This window comes from Ralstonia chuxiongensis, from assembly GCF_024158925.1.
GTDB classification, from domain to species: domain Bacteria; phylum Pseudomonadota; class Gammaproteobacteria; order Burkholderiales; family Burkholderiaceae; genus Ralstonia; species Ralstonia chuxiongensis.
This window is the reverse complement of record NZ_JAMYWC010000004.1, coordinates 516,306-536,939: the sequence shown is the minus strand read 5'-3', so window position 1 is coordinate 536,939 and position 20,634 is coordinate 516,306. Positions and strand designations below refer to the sequence as shown.

Annotated in this window: 25 protein-coding genes; 21 read left to right on the top strand and 4 right to left on the bottom strand. The window is 63.1% G+C overall.

Annotated elements, in window-relative coordinates:
* Positions 1–12 precede the first annotated feature (12 nt).
* Complete coding sequence (locus NKG59_RS16040) at positions 13–1,518, bottom strand: ferritin family protein (protein WP_253538657.1); 1,506 nt, start codon at positions 1,516–1,518, stop codon at positions 13–15.
* A gap of 708 nt (positions 1,519–2,226) precedes the next feature.
* Here NKG59_RS16040 and NKG59_RS16035 point away from each other — a divergent pair.
* From NKG59_RS16035 to NKG59_RS15960, 16 genes are read left to right on the top strand one after another with little or no spacing between them, the layout of a single operon-like run.
* Positions 2,227–2,436: a phenol hydroxylase subunit gene (locus NKG59_RS16035; RefSeq protein ID WP_045202764.1), complete on the top strand. Its 210-nt coding sequence runs from the start codon at positions 2,227–2,229 to the stop codon at positions 2,434–2,436.
* 55 nt (positions 2,437–2,491) lie between these two features.
* Entirely contained in the window at positions 2,492–3,499 is a 1,008-nt protein-coding gene (locus tag NKG59_RS16030) for an aromatic/alkene monooxygenase hydroxylase subunit beta (RefSeq protein WP_045202765.1), read from the top strand.
* A gap of 35 nt (positions 3,500–3,534) precedes the next feature.
* Positions 3,535–3,804, top strand: coding sequence for an MmoB/DmpM family protein (locus NKG59_RS16025; protein ID WP_012430589.1), 270 nt, complete (start codon positions 3,535–3,537; stop codon positions 3,802–3,804).
* Between the two features lie 45 nt (positions 3,805–3,849).
* Positions 3,850–5,394, top strand: coding sequence for an aromatic/alkene/methane monooxygenase hydroxylase/oxygenase subunit alpha (locus NKG59_RS16020; protein ID WP_253538655.1), 1,545 nt, complete (start codon positions 3,850–3,852; stop codon positions 5,392–5,394).
* Entirely contained in the window at positions 5,391–5,756 is a 366-nt protein-coding gene (locus tag NKG59_RS16015) for a phenol hydroxylase subunit P4 (RefSeq protein WP_253538653.1), read from the top strand. Before NKG59_RS16020 ends, NKG59_RS16015 begins: the two co-directional genes overlap by 4 nt.
* A gap of 3 nt (positions 5,757–5,759) precedes the next feature.
* Positions 5,760–6,824: an NADH:ubiquinone reductase (Na(+)-transporting) subunit F gene (locus tag NKG59_RS16010; protein ID WP_253538651.1), complete on the top strand. Its 1,065-nt coding sequence runs from the start codon at positions 5,760–5,762 to the stop codon at positions 6,822–6,824.
* Between the two features lie 15 nt (positions 6,825–6,839).
* Positions 6,840–7,205, top strand: coding sequence for a 2Fe-2S iron-sulfur cluster-binding protein (locus NKG59_RS16005; RefSeq protein ID WP_045202769.1), 366 nt, complete (start codon positions 6,840–6,842; stop codon positions 7,203–7,205).
* A gap of 23 nt (positions 7,206–7,228) precedes the next feature.
* Complete coding sequence (locus NKG59_RS16000) at positions 7,229–8,173, top strand: catechol 2,3-dioxygenase (protein ID WP_253538648.1); 945 nt, start codon at positions 7,229–7,231, stop codon at positions 8,171–8,173.
* 58 nt (positions 8,174–8,231) lie between these two features.
* Positions 8,232–8,684 carry a GlcG/HbpS family heme-binding protein gene (locus NKG59_RS15995; protein WP_045202771.1) on the top strand — a complete coding sequence of 151 codons (453 nt, stop codon included), beginning with the start codon at positions 8,232–8,234 and terminating at the stop codon, positions 8,682–8,684.
* A gap of 49 nt (positions 8,685–8,733) precedes the next feature.
* On the top strand, positions 8,734–10,188 hold the full coding sequence (locus tag NKG59_RS15990; RefSeq protein WP_045202772.1) for a 2-hydroxymuconic semialdehyde dehydrogenase: 1,455 nt from the start codon (positions 8,734–8,736) through the stop codon (positions 10,186–10,188).
* Entirely contained in the window at positions 10,185–11,036 is an 852-nt protein-coding gene (locus tag NKG59_RS15985; RefSeq protein WP_045202773.1) for an alpha/beta fold hydrolase, read from the top strand. The genes NKG59_RS15990 and NKG59_RS15985 overlap by 4 nt, the downstream gene beginning before the upstream one ends.
* Positions 11,037–11,061: 25 nt before the next feature.
* Positions 11,062–11,844, top strand: coding sequence for a 2-oxopent-4-enoate hydratase (gene dmpE, locus NKG59_RS15980; protein ID WP_045202774.1), 783 nt, complete (start codon positions 11,062–11,064; stop codon positions 11,842–11,844).
* A gap of 31 nt (positions 11,845–11,875) precedes the next feature.
* A complete protein-coding gene (gene dmpH / locus NKG59_RS15975; RefSeq protein ID WP_252690837.1) occupies positions 11,876–12,667 on the top strand; it encodes a 2-oxo-3-hexenedioate decarboxylase in 792 nt (263 codons plus the stop codon).
* Positions 12,668–12,704: 37 nt separating this feature from the next.
* Positions 12,705–13,640 (top strand): acetaldehyde dehydrogenase (acetylating), encoded by a 936-nt coding sequence (locus NKG59_RS15970; RefSeq protein ID WP_253538646.1) that lies wholly within the window; start codon positions 12,705–12,707, stop codon positions 13,638–13,640.
* Positions 13,641–13,653: 13 nt separating this feature from the next.
* Complete coding sequence (gene dmpG / locus NKG59_RS15965; protein ID WP_253538644.1) at positions 13,654–14,700, top strand: 4-hydroxy-2-oxovalerate aldolase; 1,047 nt, start codon at positions 13,654–13,656, stop codon at positions 14,698–14,700.
* 19 nt (positions 14,701–14,719) lie between these two features.
* On the top strand, positions 14,720–14,929 hold the full coding sequence (locus NKG59_RS15960) for a 2-hydroxymuconate tautomerase (RefSeq protein ID WP_260780134.1): 210 nt from the start codon (positions 14,720–14,722) through the stop codon (positions 14,927–14,929).
* A gap of 416 nt (positions 14,930–15,345) precedes the next feature.
* Here the strand turns inward: NKG59_RS15960 and NKG59_RS15955 are convergent, their stop codons facing one another.
* Positions 15,346–15,525 (bottom strand): hypothetical protein, encoded by a 180-nt coding sequence (locus tag NKG59_RS15955; protein ID WP_253538642.1) that lies wholly within the window; start codon positions 15,523–15,525, stop codon positions 15,346–15,348.
* 475 nt (positions 15,526–16,000) lie between these two features.
* On the opposite strand from NKG59_RS15955, the gene cydP reads away from it, so the two are divergent.
* From cydP to NKG59_RS15930, 5 genes are read left to right on the top strand one after another with little or no spacing between them, the layout of a single operon-like run.
* Complete coding sequence (gene cydP / locus NKG59_RS15950; protein ID WP_253538640.1) at positions 16,001–16,246, top strand: cytochrome oxidase putative small subunit CydP; 246 nt, start codon at positions 16,001–16,003, stop codon at positions 16,244–16,246.
* Entirely contained in the window at positions 16,243–17,799 is a 1,557-nt protein-coding gene (locus tag NKG59_RS15945; RefSeq protein ID WP_253538638.1) for a cytochrome ubiquinol oxidase subunit I, read from the top strand. The genes cydP and NKG59_RS15945 overlap by 4 nt, the downstream gene beginning before the upstream one ends.
* Positions 17,800–17,809: 10 nt before the next feature.
* Positions 17,810–18,952, top strand: coding sequence for a cytochrome d ubiquinol oxidase subunit II (gene cydB, locus NKG59_RS15940; protein ID WP_253538636.1), 1,143 nt, complete (start codon positions 17,810–17,812; stop codon positions 18,950–18,952).
* A 23-nt stretch (positions 18,953–18,975) separates the two neighbouring features.
* The gene (gene cydX, locus NKG59_RS15935; RefSeq protein WP_045202782.1) at positions 18,976–19,104 is read left to right on the top strand and encodes a cytochrome bd-I oxidase subunit CydX; all 129 of its coding nucleotides are present in this window, start codon (positions 18,976–18,978) and stop codon (positions 19,102–19,104) included.
* Complete coding sequence (locus tag NKG59_RS15930) at positions 19,101–19,388, top strand: cyd operon YbgE family protein (protein WP_253538634.1); 288 nt, start codon at positions 19,101–19,103, stop codon at positions 19,386–19,388. The genes cydX and NKG59_RS15930 overlap by 4 nt, the downstream gene beginning before the upstream one ends.
* 4 nt (positions 19,389–19,392) lie before the next feature.
* Here the strand turns inward: NKG59_RS15930 and NKG59_RS15925 are convergent, their stop codons facing one another.
* Together NKG59_RS15925 and NKG59_RS15920 are read right to left on the bottom strand one after the other, a co-directional pair.
* Positions 19,393–20,013: a DUF4126 domain-containing protein gene (locus NKG59_RS15925; protein WP_045202784.1), complete on the bottom strand. Its 621-nt coding sequence runs from the start codon at positions 20,011–20,013 to the stop codon at positions 19,393–19,395.
* 79 nt (positions 20,014–20,092) lie between these two features.
* Positions 20,093–20,548 carry a YjjA family protein gene (locus NKG59_RS15920; protein ID WP_253538632.1) on the bottom strand — a complete coding sequence of 152 codons (456 nt, stop codon included), beginning with the start codon at positions 20,546–20,548 and terminating at the stop codon, positions 20,093–20,095.
* Positions 20,549–20,634: the final 86 nt, after the last annotated feature.

Here is a 20,634-nt window from a genome sequence, read left to right as displayed (position 1 = left end):
TTGCGTGCCGCCTCACGCGGCTTTCTTCTGGTAGCGCTGATTGCGATACGCCTCGACCCACGCGTAGTGATGGGCGTCGTCACCGCACTCGCCAGGCGCCAGGTTCATGTACTGAAGTGCGCCCATCAGGTTGGGCGGCTGGATCTGCCCCGCGAGGAATCGGTCGACCAGCGTCAGGTGGTCGCGATAGCGCAGCGGGTCTTGCTGGAAGACCCAGCGGTCGATCTCGGAATTGAAGTGGTACGTGCGGCCCTTGTAGTCGAGCGGGTAGTCCTTCACGTTCCAGCCGTTGCCCGGAATTGCGCAGATCGGCAACTGGCTCATGTTGCATACGATCGGCAGCGTCTCGGGCACGGTCAGCTCGGGCTTGCCGGCCAAGAGGTTGTCGATGATGACGTCCCAGGCTTTGCCGAATGTGTCGTTCCAGCCGGGGTATTTTTCTTCGAGCCAGTCGCGGCAATCAGGCGTTATGCCGGCCGCGGGATTCCACCAGATCGTCGGGCGCCAGAACCAGATACCCATCTGGTAGGCGTGGTGCTGGTAGTCGAACTCGTTGATCATCTGATCCCAGTACCAGGGCAGGTCCAGGCCCAGGTCGATCAAGGTGCGTTCAAACTGCCCGACGATCCACTCCGTCATGAATTCCTTGAACGACTCCTTGCGATGGTGCAGCGGCGTTGCGTAATCCATCGAGGTGCCGGTGAGCAGCGAGAACAGTCGCCAGGCGCGCGCAATGGCAATGTCGACGAGCTTCTGCGCCTGCTCCTTGCGGCCGTTCGCGATCAGGATCTGCAGTGCCGGACCACCGATTTGCGCGTGCCGCGACTCATCGGTCTGGATGCTTGAGATGAGGCTGGCGAAGGTGAAATCACCCGCTTCTGCAGCGTCGGCGGCGAGGCCGAGGAACTGCATGTTCGTGAAGCCAGTTTCGAATGCGAACGTCAGCATGATCGCAATGTCGATCGCGCTGCGCGACATGAACAGATCGTCGAACGTGCTGCGTGCCGCGATCGCGCCCCATTCGTTGGTGTGATAAGCCTTATGGGCCCAATCGAACTGACGGTCCTTGGCGCAATAGTCGTGCGGGAAATACAACTGCAGCTGGCCGTGCCGATTCTCGTCGAGCATGCCGAAGGTGGCCATGTTGCGCATGCCCGGTGCGCGGCCGAAGCGGGCCATGCGTGCCTCCGCGCTCATCGCGGCGTATTCGCCGAGCGCAATGGCGCCGTAGTGCGCCTTCAGAATCGACAGCCAGCCCGGGTCGGCGTCTTCGAACATGCGGCTGCGTTCTAGCGCAGCCTTGACCGAGTACGCACCGGCATCTTTCTCACGCTGGATGCGGACGTATTCGGGATACGACGTCTTGTATGGCTCGTCGTAGGTTTCCCATGTCTGCATCGGTACGCCCTGCGCGCCGGTCATGATGTCGGGAAACAGCTCGGACTCGGTGACGTAGCTCGGGGTCCAGTTGGTCGTGCGTGCGATGTCGTACCACGCGGCGCGTTCCAGTAACGCCATGGTGATGTCTCCTTGGTGGGTCTGTAGTGCTTTTGCTTGGTGGTCTCAGCGCGGTCGCATTTGCGCTGGGCGGTCCTCCATTGCAAGGGCGGTGCCAACCGCAGCGCCTGCCGTGGGTTGGTGCAACGCAAAAATCCCTGACGCCTGTATCGACGCGCGCCGTCGACACTCCTGTGCGCCGGCTGTGTGCAGTGCAGAAGCGTCCTTCCCCATCGCGATTTCAGTTTTTGATCAGATTCGGTCGCCGTTGCCTCGCCGTCTGATTTGATCAATTGATAAGAATCTCGAGAATCTGGATTCTGCTTGGAGGTAAAGCACCCCGGACACCGGATATACGCCTATCCGTCGCCCGAGTGTTTTCTCGAAGTTGGAGCGCGCGGCTCGCAATGACCGTGTCGTTCGCCAGCTTTCCGGTTATTCCAGGCCTGTTAGGCTACGGCTGGGCTCGACGATTTGATGAAAGCCGCCCCGAGTGGCTCGATCAAATGATCAATTCGCCTGCCTGATCAAGCGAAATTCGCAGCCATTGCCCCCTGTTTTGCGTGCATGACACCGCATAAAGGCTGTCTCGTTGTTGGGGTTTTCCCTCGAAATATCGAGATTTTTGAAGAAAGTCCGCCCGGCTGGCACAGCTTCTGCAAAAGAGGAGCCGTCACCGGCGACAGCTCAGCGTCGGTGGCAATCCCGACCTCAACAGCGGATATGCCCATGACCACGCAAATCAACCTGTCATCCGACGAGATGCCCATCGTCGATCTCACGCGCAAATACGTGAGTCGCATTGAGCGACGCGACGATGGGCTGGTGAGCTTCGAGTTCGCCATCGGCTGGCCCGAGCTGAGTGTCGACTTGCTGCTGCCGGAGCCGGCCTTCACCGCGTTCTGTCAGCGCCACCAGGTGACGAGGCTGGATTCCTGAGACGGCGTAGACCGTCCACCGCCACACCCCATAAAACACCCAGGAGACAACCCGCATGAACATCGACTTGCAGGCCCGCGAAATCACGCCGCTGCGGCAGACGTTCGCCCACGTTGCCCGCCTTATCGGCGAAGGCAAAGCAGCCACGCGCTACCAGGAAGCGACTTACGGCGCGCAGTCCATGGCGAACTTTCATTACCGTCCGACGTGGGACCCAGCGCACGAGTTGTACGACCCGAGCCGCAGCCGCATTCACTTGGCTGACTGGCAGGCGCTCAAAGATCCGCGCCAGTTCTATTACGCCACCTGGACCATGACCCGCGCGCGTCAACAGGAAGCGGTGGAAGCGAACTTCCAGTTTGTCGAGTCGCGCGGGCTGGCATCTGCGATGGGTGATGCGCTGCGCGACCGCGCGCTGCAGGTGCTGCTGCCGCTGCGCCACGTGGCGTGGGGCGCCAACATGAACAACGCGTCGATCTGCGCGTATGGCTACGGCACGGCCTTCACCGCGCCCGCGATGTTCCACGCCATGGACGATCTCGGGATTGCACAGCTGATTACCCGTCTGGCCCTGGCACTGGACGAGCCTGCCGTGCTCGATGCCGGCAAGCGGGCCTGGCTGGAAGACCCCCGTTGGCAAGGCTTGCGCCGCTACGTGGAAGACAGCTTCGTGGTGCAGGACCCGGTCGAGCTGTTCATGGCCCAGAACCTTGCACTGGACGGCCTGTTGTATCCGCTCATCTATGGGCACTTTGTCGATGACCACCTCGCGCTGCAAGGCGGTACGGCCGTGGCCATCCTGACCAGCTTCATGCCCGAGTGGCACGACGAAACCGCGCGCTGGATCGACGCGGTCATCAAGACCATGGCGAGCGCACCGGAGCCCGAAGCCGCTGGCAACCGCGCTTTGCTCTCGCAATGGTTCGCGCAGTGGGCCGACCGTGCACAGGCCGCACTGGCACCCGTGGCCGAGATGGCGTTGGGAGAGCACGGCGCTGCGGCACTGGGCGAAGTGCGTGCCGCGCTTGACGCTCGTGCGGCCAAGCTTGGCCTGTCGCTCTGAACTCCACGTCTTCCGATTGCTTGCAGAGGAAACCCATGTCTCAAGTCTTTATTGCCTTCCAGGCCAACGAGGAGTCGCGCCCTGTGATCGAGGCCATCGTGACCGACAACCCGGAGGCCGTCGTCACCTACCCGACTGGCCTGGTCAAGATCGACGCCCCAGGGCGCCTGACCATCCGCCGCGAAACCATCGAAGAGCAGACAGGCCGGCCCTTCGACCTTCAGCAACTGCACGTCAACCTCGTCACGCTCTCGGGCCACATCGACGAAGACGACGATCAGTTGACGCTGAGCTGGCAGCACTGAACACGCAAGACCTCGCACACCTACACATACGAGAGGAGACACCCGATGGACACCCGTGTTGCCAAGAAGAAGCTTGGCCTGAAAGAGCGTTACGCCGCCATGACGCGCGGCCTCGGTTGGGAAACCACCTATCAGCCGATGGACAAGGTCTTTCCGTACGACACCTACGAAGGGATCAAGATCCACGACTGGGACAAGTGGCAAGACCCGTTCCGCCTGACCATGGATGCGTACTGGAAGTATCAGGGCGAGAAGGAAAAGAAGCTCTACGCCGTGATTGAGGCTTTTGCGCAGAACAACGGTCAGCTCGGCATCAGCGATGCGCGCTACGTCAATGCGCTCAAGCTGTTCATCCAGGGCGTCACGCCACTGGAATACAACGCGCACCGTGGGTTTGCCCACGTGGGCCGTCAGTTCACGGGCGAAGGTGCGCGCGTGGCTGCGCAGATGCAGTCCATCGACGAACTGCGCCACTACCAGACCGAGACGCATGCGATCTCGCACTACAACAAGTACTTCAACGGCATGCACAGCCCGAACCACTGGTTCGACCGTGTCTGGTACCTGTCGGTGCCGAAGTCGTTCTTCGAAGACGCATGCACGGCCGGTCCGTTCGAGTTCCTGACAGCGGTCAGCTTCTCGTTCGAATACGTGCTGACCAACCTGTTGTTCGTGCCGTTCATGTCCGGCGCCGCGCACAACGGCGACATGAGCACCGTCACCTTCGGCTTCTCTGCGCAGTCCGATGAGTCGCGCCACATGACGCTGGGCATCGAATGCATCAAGTTCATGCTGGAGCAGGATCCCGACAACGTGCCCATCGTTCAGCGCTGGATCGACAAGTGGTTCTGGCGCGGCTACCGGCTGCTGACCATCGTCGCGATGATGCAGGACTACATGCTGCCCAAGCGCGTGATGAGCTGGAAGGAGGCCTGGGAGATGTACGCCGAGGGCAACGGTGGCGCGCTCTTCAAGGACCTGGCGCGCTATGGCATCCGCGAGCCGGCGGGCTGGAAGGACGCGTGCGAAGGCAAGGACCACATCAGCCACCAGGCGTGGGCCACGTTCTACAACTACGGCGCGGCCGCACCGTTCCACACGTGGATTCCGAACGAGGACGAGATGCAGTGGCTCGCGCAGAAGTATCCGGACTCCTTCGACAAGCTCTATCGCCCGCGCTTTGAATTCTGGCGCGAGCGGGCCGAGGAAGGACGGCGCTTCTACAACAAGACGTTGCCGATGCTGTGCACGACCTGCCAGGTGCCGATGTTCTTCACCGAGCCGGGCGACGCCACCAAGATCGCCTATCGCGAGAGCGACTACTTCGGCAACAAGTATCACTTCTGCTCGGACCACTGCAAACACATCTTCGACGACGAACCCGAGAAGTATGTGCAGAGCTGGCTGCCTGTGCACCAGGTCTACCAAGGTCATTGCTTCCCCGAGGGCACGGACCCGACCGCCGAAGGGTTCGACCCGTTGATGGCGGTGCTCAAGTACTACGAGATGAACGTCGGACGTGACAACTTCGACTTCGAAGGCTCGGAAGACCAGAAGAACTTCGCCGCCTGGACGGGAGAAACAGCATGAGCGTCGTGACCAATCCGAAAGCCGCGCCCTACAAGTTTCCGATGAAGGACGTGCGCGAGAACTTTCCTGCGCCGCTGCTCTACATCGGGTGGGAAGACCACCTGATGTTCAGCGCGCCGGTCTGCCTGCCGCTGCCGCCCGACATGCCGTTCGGTGCGCTGATGAGCCAGGTGCTGCCAGGCATCTACGCCGAGCATCCGGACTTCGCGCGCATCGACTGGAGCGCAGCCCAGTGGTTCAAGTCCGGTGAGCCCTGGACGCCCGATGCGGCCAAGTCGTTGGCCGAGAACGGTCTGGGCCACAAGGACGTGATCCGTTTTCGTACGCCGGGCCTCACCGGCATCAACGGTTCCTGCAGTTAAGCCATGTGTAATCAACTCACCATCGAGCCCATTGGCGCCACGCTGGACGTGGCCGAGGGCCAGACCCTGCTCGACGCCGCGTTGCGCTCGGGGGTGTACATCCCGCATGCGTGCGGCCACGGACTGTGCGGTACGTGCAAGGTGCAGGTCACGCACGGCGAGGTGGACCACGGCCCAGCCAATCCCTTCGCGCTCATGGATATCGAGCGTGAAGAAGGGAAGACGCTGGCGTGTTGCGCCACCGCGCTGAGCGACGTCTGCATCGAGGCTGATGTAGACGACGAGCCGGACGCGCGTGTCATTCCCGTGCGGGATTTTGTGGCGACGGTCACGCGCGTTGAAGCCCTCACGCCCACCATCAAGGGGCTGCGCCTGAAGCTCGACCAGCCGATCGACTTCCAGGCTGGCCAGTACGTGATGGTGGAGATTCCAGGGCTCGGTCAACGGCGTGCCTTCTCGATCGCCAATTCGCCCAGCAATGTGGCAAGCACGGGCGAGATCGAGCTGCAGGTGCGCCGCGTCCCAGGCGGCGCCGGAACCGGCGTGCTGCACGAGCAAGTTGGTGCAGGAGACACGCTGCACGTGACGGGCCCGTACGGCCGGTTCTTCGTGCGGCAGTCAGCGGCCAAGCCGATGCTGTTCGTCGCAGGTGGTTCGGGTCTGTCCAGCCCGCGGTCGATGATCCTTGATCTGCTGGAACAGGGCTGCACGTTGCCCATCACGCTGGTCAATGGACAACGCAGTCGTGAAGAGCTGTACGGCCACGATGAGTTTGTTGCCCTGGCCAATCGCCACCCGAACTTCCACTACGTGCCGGTGCTGTCGAACGAAGCCGAGGGGAGCGCCTGGGACGGTGCGCGCGGCTTTGCCCACGACGCTGCCAAGGTGCATTTCAACGGGCAGTTCTCGGGGCACAAGGCGTATCTGTGCGGGCCGCCGCCGATGGTGGAGGCTGCCATCGGCGCGCTCATGCAGGGCCGGCTGTTCGAGGATGACATCTACACCGAGAAGTTCCTCTCGGCTGCCGATGCCAACGCGCAGCGCAGCCCGCTGTTCAAGCGGGTTTGAAAGGAGTGCCACGCAATGCTGGATACCCGACCCAAGGTGGATGTGTGCGTGGAACAGACCCAGGAGCACTACCCATGCGCCACCACCGAGAGCTTGCTGACGGGCATGTTGCGCCTCGGGCGCAAGGGCATTCCCGTGGGCTGTGTCAATGGCGGCTGCGGGGTGTGCAAGGTGCGCGTGCTTGAAGGCAGCACCGTGCGCCTGGGGCCGCTCAGCCGTGCCCACGTCAGCGCAGACGAAGAAGCGCAGGGCGTGACGTTGGCGTGCCGTGAAGCACCGCTGACCGCCGTCAGGCTGGCTGTACTGGGCAGATTTGAAAAACCGTTTTCCAGAGGCTTCGCCGCATCTGCGGGGGCGCAGTCCGACAAAAAACCGCAGTGAGTTTGATCAACCAGGAGACAAGCATGGGTGTTCTACGAATCGGGCATGCCAGCCTAAAGGTGATGGACATGGCCGCCGCCGTTCGGCACTACGAAAACGTGCTCGGCCTGAAGGTGACGATGCAGGACAACGCCGGCAACGTCTACTTCAAGTGCTGGGACGAGTGGGACAAATACTCGCTCATCCTCACACCGTCGGACCAGGCAGGCCTCAACCATCTCGCCTACAAGGTAGAGAAGGACGCCGACCTCGACGAACTGCAGGCGAAGATTGAAGCGTGGGGCCTCAAGACGGTGATGCTGCCAGAGGGCTCGCTGCCGGCCACCGGCCGCATGCTGCAGTTCAATCTGCCGAGCGGCCACGAGATGCGGCTCTATGCAATGAAGGAGGTGGTCGGCACCGAGGTGGGCAGTCTCAACCCCGACCCGTGGCCGGACAACCTGAAGGGCGCGGGCGTGCACTGGCTGGATCATGCCCTGCTGATGTGCGAGCTGAATCCGGAAGCTGGCATCAACACGGTTGCCGAAAACACGCGGTTCATGCAGGAGGTGCTGGGCTTCTTCCTGACGGAGCAGGTCGTCGTCGGCCCGGGCGGCGCCGTACAGGCTGCCGCATGGCTGGCCCGCAGCACCACGCCGCACGACATCGCGTTCGTCGGTGGTCCGCGCAGTGGCCTGCACCACATCGCCTTCTTCCTGGATTCATGGCACGACGTGCTCAAGGCTGCAGACGTCATGGCCAAGAACCAGACCAAGATCGACGTGGCGCCCACGCGTCATGGCATCACGCGCGGGGAAACGATCTACTTCTTCGACCCCAGCGGTAACCGCAACGAGACGTTCGCTGGACTGGGCTACCTCGCGCAGCCAGATCGCCCCGTCACCACGTGGAGCGAAGACAAGCTGTGGACCGGCATCTTCTACCACACGGGTGAAGCGGTGCCGTCGTTCACCGATGTCTACACCTGATCTGTCCGAGCCTGTTTGCCGAGCCGCCTGAACCGCCATTTCCACGTCCCGTCTTGCCATGTCCACACGTACTGCACACGACGCCACCTTCCTCAGCGAGGTACGCAGCCAGATCACGCTCCCCGCGGCCCAGGCTGCCGTTGCGGCGGCGGTGGAGTCGGCGCAGGCGCAGGGCCTGTGCATCAACGTGGCCGTGGTCGATGGCGGCGGCACGCTCGTGGCTTTTGCGCGCATGTCGGGCGCGTTTCTGCACTCGATCGACATTGCCATCGACAAGGCCTATACGGCGGCCAGCTTCGGTTTTCCCACCGCGCAGTGGGGTGACTTGCTGGCCGGCGATGAAATGCTGCGCCTGGGGCTGGCCGAGCGCCCGCGCCTTGTGATCTTTGGCGGTGGCCTGCCGATCATCGAGGCGGGCGAGCGCATCGGTGGCATTGGCGTGTCTGGCGGCTCGGCTGAGCAGGATGAGGCGTGTGCCCGCGCAGGGCTGCACGCGATCGGCCTGTCATGAAGAGCTCTCCTCAACCAAAAGAAGAACCGTTTGTTTCGGGAATCCAACCGTGAAGCAATTCCTCAATTTCATCAATGGCGAATTTGTCGCCACCAGCAAGACGTTCGAGAACCGTGCGCCGGTGGACAACCGTGTGATCGGTCTGGTTCACGAGGCGGGGCAGGCCGAGGTGGATGCCGCCGTGGCCGCCGCACAGGCTGCCCTGCATGGCGACTGGGGCCGCATGACCGTGGTCAAGCGCGTCGAGTTGCTGCACGCGGTGGCAGACGAAATCAACCGGCGTTTCGACGATTTTCTTGAAGCCGAGCTGGCCGATACCGGCAAGCCGCGCAGCCTGGCGGCACACATCGACATCCCGCGCGGCGCGGCCAACTTCAAGGTGTTTGCCGACATCGTGAAGAACGTGCCCACAGAGAGTTTCGAGATGGCCACGCCCGATGGCGGTACGGCCGTCAGCTACGCGCTGCGCTCGCCGCTGGGCGTGGTGGCGGTGGTGTGCCCGTGGAACCTGCCGTTGCTGCTGATGACGTGGAAGGTCGGCCCGGCGCTGGCCTGCGGCAACACCGTCATCGTCAAACCGTCGGAAGAGACACCGGCCACGGCCACGCTGCTGGGCGAGGTGATGGCGCATGTGGGCATTCCCAAGGGTGTCTACAACGTCGTGCACGGCTTCGGGCCGGGCTCTGCGGGCGAGTTCCTCACGCGACATCCCGGCGTCAACGGCATCACCTTCACAGGTGAGACGCGCACGGGCGAGGCCATCATGGCGGCAGCCGCCAAGGGCGTGCGGCCGGTGAGTTTCGAGCTGGGCGGCAAAAACGCGGGCATCGTGTTTGCCGATGCCGACTTCGACAAGGCCGTCGCTGGCATTACGCGCAGTGCGTTCGAGAACTGCGGGCAGGTCTGCCTGGGCACCGAGCGCGTCTACGTGCAACGGCCGATCTTCGACAAGTTTGTGCAAGCACTCAAGGAGAAGGCTGAGGCGTTGAAGATCGGGCCATCGGGAGAGCCGGGGGTGGGTCTGGGCCCGTTGATCTCTGGCGAGCACAAGGCAAAGGTCATGTCGTACTACGAGCTGGCCCGGGCCGAGGGCGCCACGGTTGTGACTGGCGGCGGTGCCCCCGACATGCCTGCCGCGCTGGCCGAGGGCCATTGGGTGCAGCCGACCATCTGGACAGGCTTGCCCGAGAGCGCCCGCGTCATTCGCGAAGAAATCTTCGGCCCTTGCTGCCACATTGCGCCATTCGATACCGAGGAAGAAGCCATCGCGCTTGCGAACGCCACGGACTACGGTCTGGCCACCACGGTGTGGACGCAAAACCTGGGCACGGCGCACCGCATGGCGCGCGCCGTTGAGGTGGGGCTGTGCTGGATCAACAGCTGGTTCCTGCGCGACCTGCGCACGGCATTCGGCGGCGCGAAGGCATCTGGCATCGGCCGCGAAGGCGGCGTGCATTCGCTGGAGTTCTATACCGAGCTGCGCAACGTGATGGTGAAACTATGAGCACGATCAACCTTGAAGGCGCGGATGCCCGCTACGTCCGCACCGGTGCGGTTCAGACCTACGTTCACGATGTCGGGCAGGGCGCACCGGTGCTGCTCATACACGGGTCAGGCCCGGGTGTGAGCGCATGGGTCAACTGGCGGCCGGTCATGCCTGCGCTGGCCCGGCAGCGCCGCGTGATTGCGCCCGACATGCTGGGCTTCGGCCTGAGCGACCGGCCCGCGGGGCAGGTCTACAACATGGACGTTTGGGTTCAGCAAGCCATCGACCTGCTGGATGCCCTTGGCTTGCCGCAGGTCGATCTGGTCGGCAATTCCTTTGGCGGCGGGCTGTCACTGGCGCTGGCGATCCGGGCGCCCGAGCGGGTGCGGCGGCTGGTGCTGATGGGCGCGGTCGGCGTGCCGTTTGCCATCACGCCGGCGCTGGATGCGGTGTGGGGCTACACACCGTCGCTGGCGGCCATGCGCGGTCTGCTCGACGTGTTTGCCTACGACCGCGGCCGTGTGACCGACGAACTGGCGCAACTACGCTACGAGGCCACCATCGTGCCGGGTGTGCAGGAATCCTATGCCGCCATGTTCCCCGCACCCCGGCAGCGCTGGGTGGATGCCATGGCGAGCGCCGAAGCCGACATCCGCGCGCTGCCGCACGAAACACTGGTGTTGCACGGGCGGGAGGATCAGGTGATCCCGGTATCGAACTCGCTCACGCTGGCTGACTGGATTCCCAATAGCCAGCTGCACGTCTTCGGCCACTGCGGGCATTGGACACAGATCGAACACAGCGCCCGTTTTGCCCAGCTCGTGAACAACTTCCTGGCCGAAGCCGATGCCGGCGCAGTCGCCTGAACCACTCTCTTACGCAGACCTTCATATGGACGCCCTCAAGATCCAACACTACGGCGACGCGCTCTACGAATCGCTGCGCTCGCGCACACCGGTGGAGCCGCTGACCGACCGCGAACCCGGCATCACCATCGACGACGCCTACCAGATCCAGCTGCGCATGATCAGCCGCCGCATCGAAGCCGGCGAAACCGTGATCGGCAAGAAGATCGGCGTGACAAGCCAGATCGTGATGGACATGCTTGGCGTGAACCAGCCCGACTTCGGCCATCTGCTCTCGGGCATGGTCTTCAACGAGGGCGAGCCGGTCGACACCGGCAAGATGATCGCGCCGAAGGCGGAGGCCGAAGTGGCCTTCGTGCTCTCGCGCGACCTGTGCGGCCCCGGCGTGACGGCGGCCGACGTGCTGCGCGCGACCGACTGCGTGATGCCATGTTTCGAGATTGTCGATTCGCGCATCCGCGACTGGAAGATCAAGATCCAGGACACCGTGGCCGACAACGCCTCGTGCGGTGTCTTCACGCTAGGCGGGACACGCCGCAGCCCGCGCGATCTTGATCTGGCGCTGGCAGGCATGGTGCTGGAGAAGAACGGCGAGATCGTGAGCACCTCGTGCGGCGCCTCCGTCCAGGGCTCGCCTGTGAACGCTGTGGCGTGGCTGGCGAATACGCTGGGGCGACTCGGTATCGCGCTCAAGGCCGGCGATGTGATCCTGTCGGGTTCGCAATCGCCGCTCGTGCCGGTCAAGCCGGGTGACAGCCTTCACTGCAGCGTCGGCGGCCTCGGTAGCACCTCGGTGCGCTTCATCTGACACCCAACAGAGCATCGAGGAGAAATACACCATGGCACTGAATCGCCAAACCATTGAAGCGCTGGCTGCGCATGTGGAATCCGCGCAGCTGCACGTACGCGACATCACCAAGATCACCGACGAATACCCCGACATGGACTGGGCCGATGCCTACGACATCCAGGACGAGATCCGTCGGCGCAAGGAAGCGCGCGGGCTGAAGATCGTCGGCTTGAAGGCGGGGCTGACCTCGTTCGCGAAGATGAAGCAAATGGGCGTTGAAACGCCGGTCTTCGGCTTCGTGAGCGAGGACATGGCCCGTGCGGAGGGCAGTGAAATTCGCATGTCGGAGCTGATCCATCCCAAGGTGGAAGCCGAGATCTGCATCGTCACCAAGGCTGCGCTGCGTGGTCCGGGCTGCCATGTCGGCAATGTGCTGGCGGCCATTGATTTCGTGATCCCGGCGGTCGAGATCATTGACAGCCGCTACCGCGATTTCAAGTTCGACCTCAAGAGCGTGATTGCCGATAACACGTCGGCCGCGCGCTTCGTGGTCGGTGGCCGTTCCCGCAATCTGGAGGAACTGGACCTGCGCACACTGGGCGTGGTGCTGGAAAAGAATGGCCGCGCTGTCGCCATGGCGGCGGGCGCTGCCGTCCTTGGCCACCCGGCGGCCGCCGTGGCCATGATGGCCAACCACCTCGGCGCACGAGGCCAGGAGATCCCGGCTGGCACCTTCATCATGACCGGCGGCGTGACCGAGGCGATTGCGGTGGCAGCGGGCGACAGCGTATGCGTGCGTTTCCAGGATCTGGGCAACGTGTCGATGCGCTTCGTGAATTGAATGCCAAGTTGAACATTGCGTATTGGAGACCGCGACCATGACTCAAAAGATCAAATGCGCCCTGATCGGCCCCGGCAACATTGGCACCGATCTGCTGGCCAAACTGCAACGCAGCCCCGTGCTGGATCCGGTGTGGATGGTGGGCATCGACCCGGAATCCGACGGGCTCAAGCGTGCCCGCGAGATGGGCATCAAGACCACGGCAGACGGTGTCGACGGCCTGCTTCCGCACGTGCTGGCCGACGGCGTGCAGATTGCCTTCGACGCCACCAGTGCCTATGTGCATGCGGAGAACTCCCGCAAGCTCAATGCGCTGGGTGTGTTGATGATTGACCTCACACCTGCGGCCATCGGCCCGTATTGCGTGCCGCCGGTCAACCTGAAAGAGCACCTCGGCCGCGCCGAGATGAACGTCAACATGGTGACCTGCGGCGGGCAGGCCACCATCCCGATGGTGGCGGCAGTCAGCCGCGTGCAACCCGTGGCGTATGGCGAGATCGTCGCCACGGTGTCGAGCCGGTCGGTGGGGCCGGGCACCCGCAAGAACATCGACGAATTCACGCGCACCACGGCCGGTGCGGTCGAGCGTGTGGGTGGAGCGAAAAAGGGCAAGGCCATCATCGTCATCAACCCCGCCGAGCCACCGCTGATCATGCGCGATACCGTGCATTGCCTGACGGAAACTGAGCCGGATCAGGCGGCCATCACCGCGTCGATCCACGCGATGATCAAAGAGGTTCAGAAGTACGTGCCTGGCTACAAGCTCGTCAACGGCCCGGTGTTCGACGGCAACCGCGTGAGCGTGTTCCTGGAGGTCGAGGGCCTGGGCGATTACCTGCCCAAGTACGCCGGCAACCTCGACATCATGACCGCCGCCGCCGCGCGCACTGCCGAGATGTTCGCCGAGGAAATCCTCAAGGGTGAACTGACCCTGCGCGCCACCTCGGCCGCCCCCGCCACTGAAACCGCCTGACGAGGAGCCTCACATGACTACGCTGCAAGGCAAGAGCATTACCGTTCACGACATGACGTTGCGCGACGGCATGCACCCCAAGCGCCACCTGATGACGCTTGAGCAGATGCGCTCTATTGCGCAGGGTCTGGACGCCGCCGGCGTTCCCCTGATTGAAGTCACCCATGGCGACGGCCTGGGCGGCTCATCGCTCAACTACGGTTTTCCCGCGCACAGTGACGAGGAATACCTGGGTGCCGTCATCCCGCTCATGAAGCAAGCCAAAGTGTCGGCGCTGCTGCTGCCCGGTATTGGCACGGTTGACCATCTCAAGATGGCGCGTGAGCTTGGCGTGCATACGATTCGCGTGGCCACGCACTGCACCGAGGCCGATGTCTCGGAGCAGCACATCAGCTACGCGCGCAAGCTCGACATGGACACCGTCGGCTTTCTGATGATGGCGCACATGAATAGCCCCGAAGGCTTGGTCAAGCAGGCCAAGCTGATGGAGAGCTACGGCGCCAATTGCATCTACATCACCGACTCAGCCGGCTACATGCTGCCGGACGACGTGAAAGCGCGCCTTACCGCCGTGCGCGACGCGCTCAAGCCTGAGACCGAACTGGGTTTCCATGGCCACCACAACCTGGCCATGGGCATCGCCAACTCCATTACCGCGATCGAATGCGGTGCCACGCGCATCGATGCGGCTGCAGCGGGGCTGGGAGCCGGTGCAGGCAATACGCCAATGGAGGTGCTGGTGGCGGTGTGCGACCGCATGGGCATCAAGACCGGCGTGGATGTTTGGAAGATTCAGGACGTGGCTGAAGACCTTGTGGTGCCCATCATGGATTTCCCCATCCGCATCGACCGCGACGCGCTCACGCTCGGCTATGCCGGTGTGTACGGCAGCTTCCTGCTGTTCGCCAAACGTGCAGAAAAGAAATACGGCGTACCGGCCCGTGATCTGCTGGTCGAACTGGGCCGGCGCGGCATGGTGGGCGGTCAGGAAGACATGATCGAGGACACGGCACTCACCATGGCTCGTCAGCGCGGCATCCTGGCAGCGCAGGCGGCCTGAGTATCGCCGGCCATTGCAAATACCAAGGAGGAAAGCCATGCCTTTTGCACAGATTTACATGATCGAAGGTCGCACGACCGAACAGAAGCGCGCCGTGATCGACAAGGTCACGGCTGCCCTTGTCGAGGCGACCGGTGCTCCGAAGGAGAACGTCCGCGTATGGATCCACGATGTGCCAAAGGAGAACTGGGGCATTGCGGGCGTGTCGGCGAAGGATCTGGGGCGGTAGCTCAGCTGTCCTAGGCACCCAGGATTTGGCAGCCGCAGCAAAAAGAGCACGTCACGACGACTACGAAAACCGGAACTGATCTTTCTACCGTGACCATCGAGAGCCGAGTGCAGGTGATTGTGAGAGCGATTTCACTGGCGAAATTCTCGATGGTCGACAGGGCGGTGGTTGACGGGTGATTTAGCGAGAATGCCCCCCCGCATGTCGCTCGCGGCTCCGGCCGCGATGGATATGAAAAACCCCCGGCAGCTTCGGCTGACCGGGGTTTTTTTATTTCAAGCCGCAACCGGCCATCTGCAGATGCTCGCAGACTTGACCGGTTCGTACTCTCAAAAGGGCGGGCGAGCCCCAACAAGCCCCAACGCCGATGCTGCAACAAGGGCGTCGTGGCCCATGCGCTGGGCCTCGCCCATCGATCAGCTGGGTTGTTCGGGATGTTCTGAGGAGTCGGTCGTGCTCGTTGCGGCATGTTTGATGCCTGCGGCGCGCGCGGACAGGGCACGCAAAAAATCACGCGCAGCGCCAACACCTTTCTGATATTCGGTGAGCGAATCGCCAGCCGGGGAATCGGCGGATTGGGAGATCGAGCGGGTCACGGCATTCCTCTTCATCTGATGAACGGAACCGCGCCCAACCCGTGGAGGAGGGGTGGGCGAGCACAGGCAAGGTGGAAAACCGAGGTATAGCGATCGGCACGGCCGAAGCCGTTCAAGCCTGGCTCGCCCCAGGAGGGAGACGAAGCCTAGCCATAGTGTTTGAGGACAAGCACCTATGCTCGGCGCTTGCCCGCTATACCCAAGGTTTCCACACCTCGATCGCTTTCACCATGGCACTGAAAGCGACGGCGCAGAGTGTACTGATGGCCGCTTCGTCTGAGCAGGGGCGAAACTATAAATCAGAATTTGCTGACGACTGGCGCCAAACCTTGTGGTGAGGCGGCTGCGCGGGAGTCCAGCCGAGCCGGGTCCACGAATCTTTACGGTTTTGGCTTGCCGGGGGCGCTTGATGACCGTCAAGAAACAACAGCAACGGTTTGTCACTCCTTCCATCCATGACTAGACTGGATCACATGTGACTTTCTTTGCCACTGGCGGAACCCCGCCGATGGCATCGACGCGCGCCAAGTCTCGTCCGCCCGTGAACCCCAACGACCGCCGACTCCTCCGCCACCTGCTCATCGTCGTCGCCATCAAGCTGGTGGCGCTGAGCGCGCTGTGGTGGGTGTTTGTGCGTGACCACCGGGTGCCGGTCGACGCCGAGCGGGCCGCTGATCGCCTGATCGTGACACCGTCAGCAGTGCAGGGAGGACAACCGTGATTTCCGAACATCTCGTCGATCTGTCCCGGCTGCAGTTCGCAGCCACGGCGATGTACCACTTCCTGTTCGTGCCGCTCACGCTGGGCATGGTCTGGCTGCTGGTCATCATGGAAAGCGTCTACGTGATGACCAACAAGGTCATCTGGAAAGACATGACGCGCTTCTGGGGCAAGCTGTTCGGCATCAACTTTGCGCTGGGCGTGACGACGGGCATTACGCTCGAATTCCAGTTCGGCACCAACTGGGCGTACTACTCGCACTACGTGGGCGATGTCTTTGGCGCGCCGCTGGCCATTGAAGGGCTGATGGCGTTCTTTCTGGAATCCACCTTTATCGGCTTGTTCTTCTTCGGGTGGGATCGCCTTTCCAAGACGCAGCACTTGCTGGTGACGACGCTGATGGCGATCGGCACCAATCTTTCCGCGCTGTGGATTCTCATCGCCAACGGCTGGATGCAGAACCCGGTCGGCGCCGAATTCAACTGGCAGACCATGCGCATGGAGATGCATGACTTCTGGGCCGTGGTCTTCAACCCCATCGCGCAGGCCAAGTTCGTGCATACCGTGTCGGCGGGTTACGTGACGGGCGCGATGTTCGTGCTGTCGATTTCGAGCTGGTACTTGCTGCGCGGCCGCGATGTGGAATTCGCGCGGCGCAGCTTTCGCGTGGCGGCGGCGTTCGGCCTGGCCAGCGTGTGCTCCGTGATCGTGCTGGGCGATGAGTCCGGCTACACCGTGGGCGAAGCGCAGCAAACCAAGATGGCCGCCATCGAGGCCATGTGGGAGACCGAGCCCGCGCCGGCCAGCTTCAACGTGATTGCGTCGATCAACCAGCGCGAGCAGAAGAACGACTGGGCGGTCGAGATTCCGTGGGTGATGGGGCTGATCGGTACGCGCTCGGTGTCCAAGCAGATTCCGGGCATCCACGAGATCAAGGCGCGCAATCGCGGCCGAATCATGAGCGGTATCGAGGCTGTGGCCGCGTTGGAAACGGTGCGCCAGCACCCCGGCGATGCGGCGGCGCTCCAGACCCTGCAGATCCATCAGCAAGACCTGGGTTTTGGCCTGCTGCTCAAGAAGTACGTGACCGACGTGCGGCAAGCCACGCCTGAGATGATCGACAAGGCTGTCGACGATACCGTGCCGCGCGTGTGGCCGATGTTCTGGGGTTTTCGCGTGATGGTCGGGCTTGGCTTCCTGATGTTGGCGCTGTTTGGCCTGTCGTTCTGGAGCACGTTGCGGCCGCAGCGCAAGGCACCGGCATGGCTGCTGCGCTGTGCGCTGTGGATGCTGCCCGCACCTTGGATCGCCATCGAGCTGGGTTGGGTGGTGGCGGAGTATGGGCGTCAGCCGTGGACCATCTACGGCGTGCTGCCCACGCATCTGAGTGTGTCGACGTTGAGTGAGGCCAGCCTGTATGGGTCGCTGGCGGGCTTCATCGGTTTCTACACGCTGCTGCTGATCGTTGAGATGTACCTGATGATCCGCTTCGCGCGTCAGGGGCCGGGCAGCCTCGGCACTGGCCGCTACGATTTCGAAGCCGCCCACGCTTGAGGAGAACGCCATGTTCGACTACCCAACCCTCAAGGTCATTTGGTGGCTGCTCATCGGCGTATTGCTGATCGGCTTTGCCATCATGGACGGACACGATATGGGCGTCGGCACGCTGCTGCCCTTTGTCGGCAAGACCGACGACGAGCGCCGCGTGATGATCAACACCATCGGCCCGCACTGGGACGGCAATCAGGTCTGGTTTATCACGGGCGGTGGCGCCATCTTTGCCGCGTGGCCGCTGGTGTATGCCACCGCGTTCAGCGGGTTCTACTGGGCGATGCTGGCCGTGCTGTGGGCGCTGTTTTTCCGGCCGGTCGGGTTTGACTACCGGAGCAAGATCCAGAACGCCACGTGGCGCAACGTGTGGGACGTGGGCCTCTTCATCGGGGGCGCGGTGCCGCCGCTCATCTTTGGCGTGGCGTTCGGCAACCTGCTGCAGGGCGTGCCTTTCCACTTCGACAATTTCATGGTGGTGACGTACACCGGCACGTTCTGGCAACTGCTGAATCCGTTTGCCATCCTGACGGGCGTGGTGTCGAGCGCGATGATCACCATGCATGGCGGCATCTACCTAGCCCACCGGACGGAGGGCGCTGTCCAGGAGCGCGCCACCAATGCTGCCACTGGCGCGGCCATCGTCGCGGTGGTGGCGTTTATTGCGGCCGGTGTGTGGTTGCACGCTGGCAGCATCGAAGGCTACGTCATCACATCGGCCATCGACCCCGCCGGACTTGCCAACCCAATGGCCAAGTCCGTGGCACGCACGGCGGATGCATGGTGGCGCAATTATCAGGCGCAGCCGTTGCTGTGGGCGCTGCCGGCAATTGGCGTGATTGGCCCGCTACTGGCCGTGGTTCTGTCGCGGGCGGGGCGCACGCTTACTGCGTTCGTGCTGTCGTCGCTGGGGCTGGCGGGCATCATCACGACGGCCGGGGCTTCGATGTTCCCGTTCGTGCTGCCTTCGTCCAGCATGCCCGGCGCCAGCCTCACGGTGTGGGACAGCGTTTCCAGTCACTTCACGCTTGGCCTGATGTTCTGGGCGGCGATCATCTTCACGCCCATCATCATCGCCTACACAAGCTGGTGCTACCGCGTGATGCGAGGCAAGGTGACGGTCGAGCACATCCGCGCCAACGAGCACTCGACTTACTAACCACGGCACAGGAGAGCAAATCCATGTGGTACTTCAGTTGGGTCCTGGGTGTCGGCTTTGCTGTGCTGCTGGCGGTGCTCAACGCAATGTGGGGTGAGGTGAGCGATGACCGCGCCGCCAACGCGAACAGTCCGAACCCAGAGCGCGAATGAGCACAGCAAACGTGAACGCCACCGACAAGCCGCGCATCCACGCCGCCAGCCTGGCAGCCGGGTTGCTCGTGATGGCGGTGGGCACGGTGTATCCGTACATCCTCGCCAATCACGACGGGCATGCCGACCACGGTCTGGCCGTGCTGCTGTTCTGGGCGATGAGCGCGGGGCTGGTGCGGGGTGTGGGGTTTGTTCCGCGCAACAAGGTCTGGCGCGTGCTGTTTTCCGGGTGGGCCTGTGCGCTGGCCCTGACGCTGTTCGGGGTGCTGCGCGCCTTTGGGTAGCGCCTTAGCGCGGCAGCCGGGTGGTACCGGCCGGCGGCGGTTCAGACGAACGCCCGCGCAGGGCATTCCGCAGGCGCCGCACGCCGCGCCACAGCTTGGGCAGTAACCACACCGATACCAACAGCAGCAGCCCCAGCACCACCAAGAACGCAACCGGCAGGAAAAATGCCATCAGCAAACCACCGCTGGCGGCCACGTCTTCACTGAACGACGCCACCCAGTTCGAGAACGGTTCCGGCGACGTATTGATCAGCGCGCGCGTGCCGGCCTTGGTGGCATGTGCCGTGCCGGCCAGCGTCCCGCCAATCAGTCCTGCAGCCACCATCCATTGCGGATCGAGCTGCCCGAATGCGGCCGCAGCCAGAATCGCGCCCGCAGGCACGCGGATGAAGGTCTGGATGCCATCCCACACGGAATCGAAACCGGGAATCTTGTCGGCGAGGAATTCCGCCACGGCCAGCACGCCGGCTAAGCCGATCACCCACCACGATTCCAGCATCTGCAGGCCGGGCGGCAAATGCAGCCAACCCGTGCGGCCGAGCACGCCGGCAGCAAATACGGCCAGGTAGAGGCGGAATCCGCTGGTCCAGGACAGCCCGGCGGCCAGCGCGGCGGTTTCCAGCATGAGGCTCCCTCGGGGCGTGGAAGACAGGCAAACGGTCAGTCGATATTGCAGTGTAGTGCGCGCTTGCCTGCGCCGCGGCTCAAAGCAGGGATTTGCCCTGCGACAGGATCTTGTCGCACGCCTGCCGGGTGATTTGCGACTTGATGCTGCTCAGGTCGAACCTGTTGCCATCCGAATTCGTCAGGATGCCCTTTGTGCCGTCGGTGTAACCCGGGGTCGACGCTGGCGCCCCGCCCAGTTTGCCGAGCAGCTTGTCTTTGACCGAGGCCGCATCGGTGGCGCCGCCAAGGTAGTTGTTCTTTATGCAGAATTCCAGCACGCCAGCCACATTGCCGGTGCTGCCCGACGTCAATGACCCGAGCGACGGCACACCGCCCAGGCCGCCGATGCTGCCAAGGCCGCCAGTGGCGCCCTGGCTGTTGCCCTGCGTGGCCCCCTTGATGAGGTCTCCGATCTGGGCGTGGGCGGCAGCCGGAAATAGCACGGCAATCAGCAGCGTGGCCGTGGCGGCGGTGCGAATCAGATGGGGTTTCATGCGCAGGGCTCCTTGAAATGGCACGGGGATCATCCTTACCGTAGCGCACAACGCACTGAAATGACGTGTTGCGCGAGGTGAGGTAT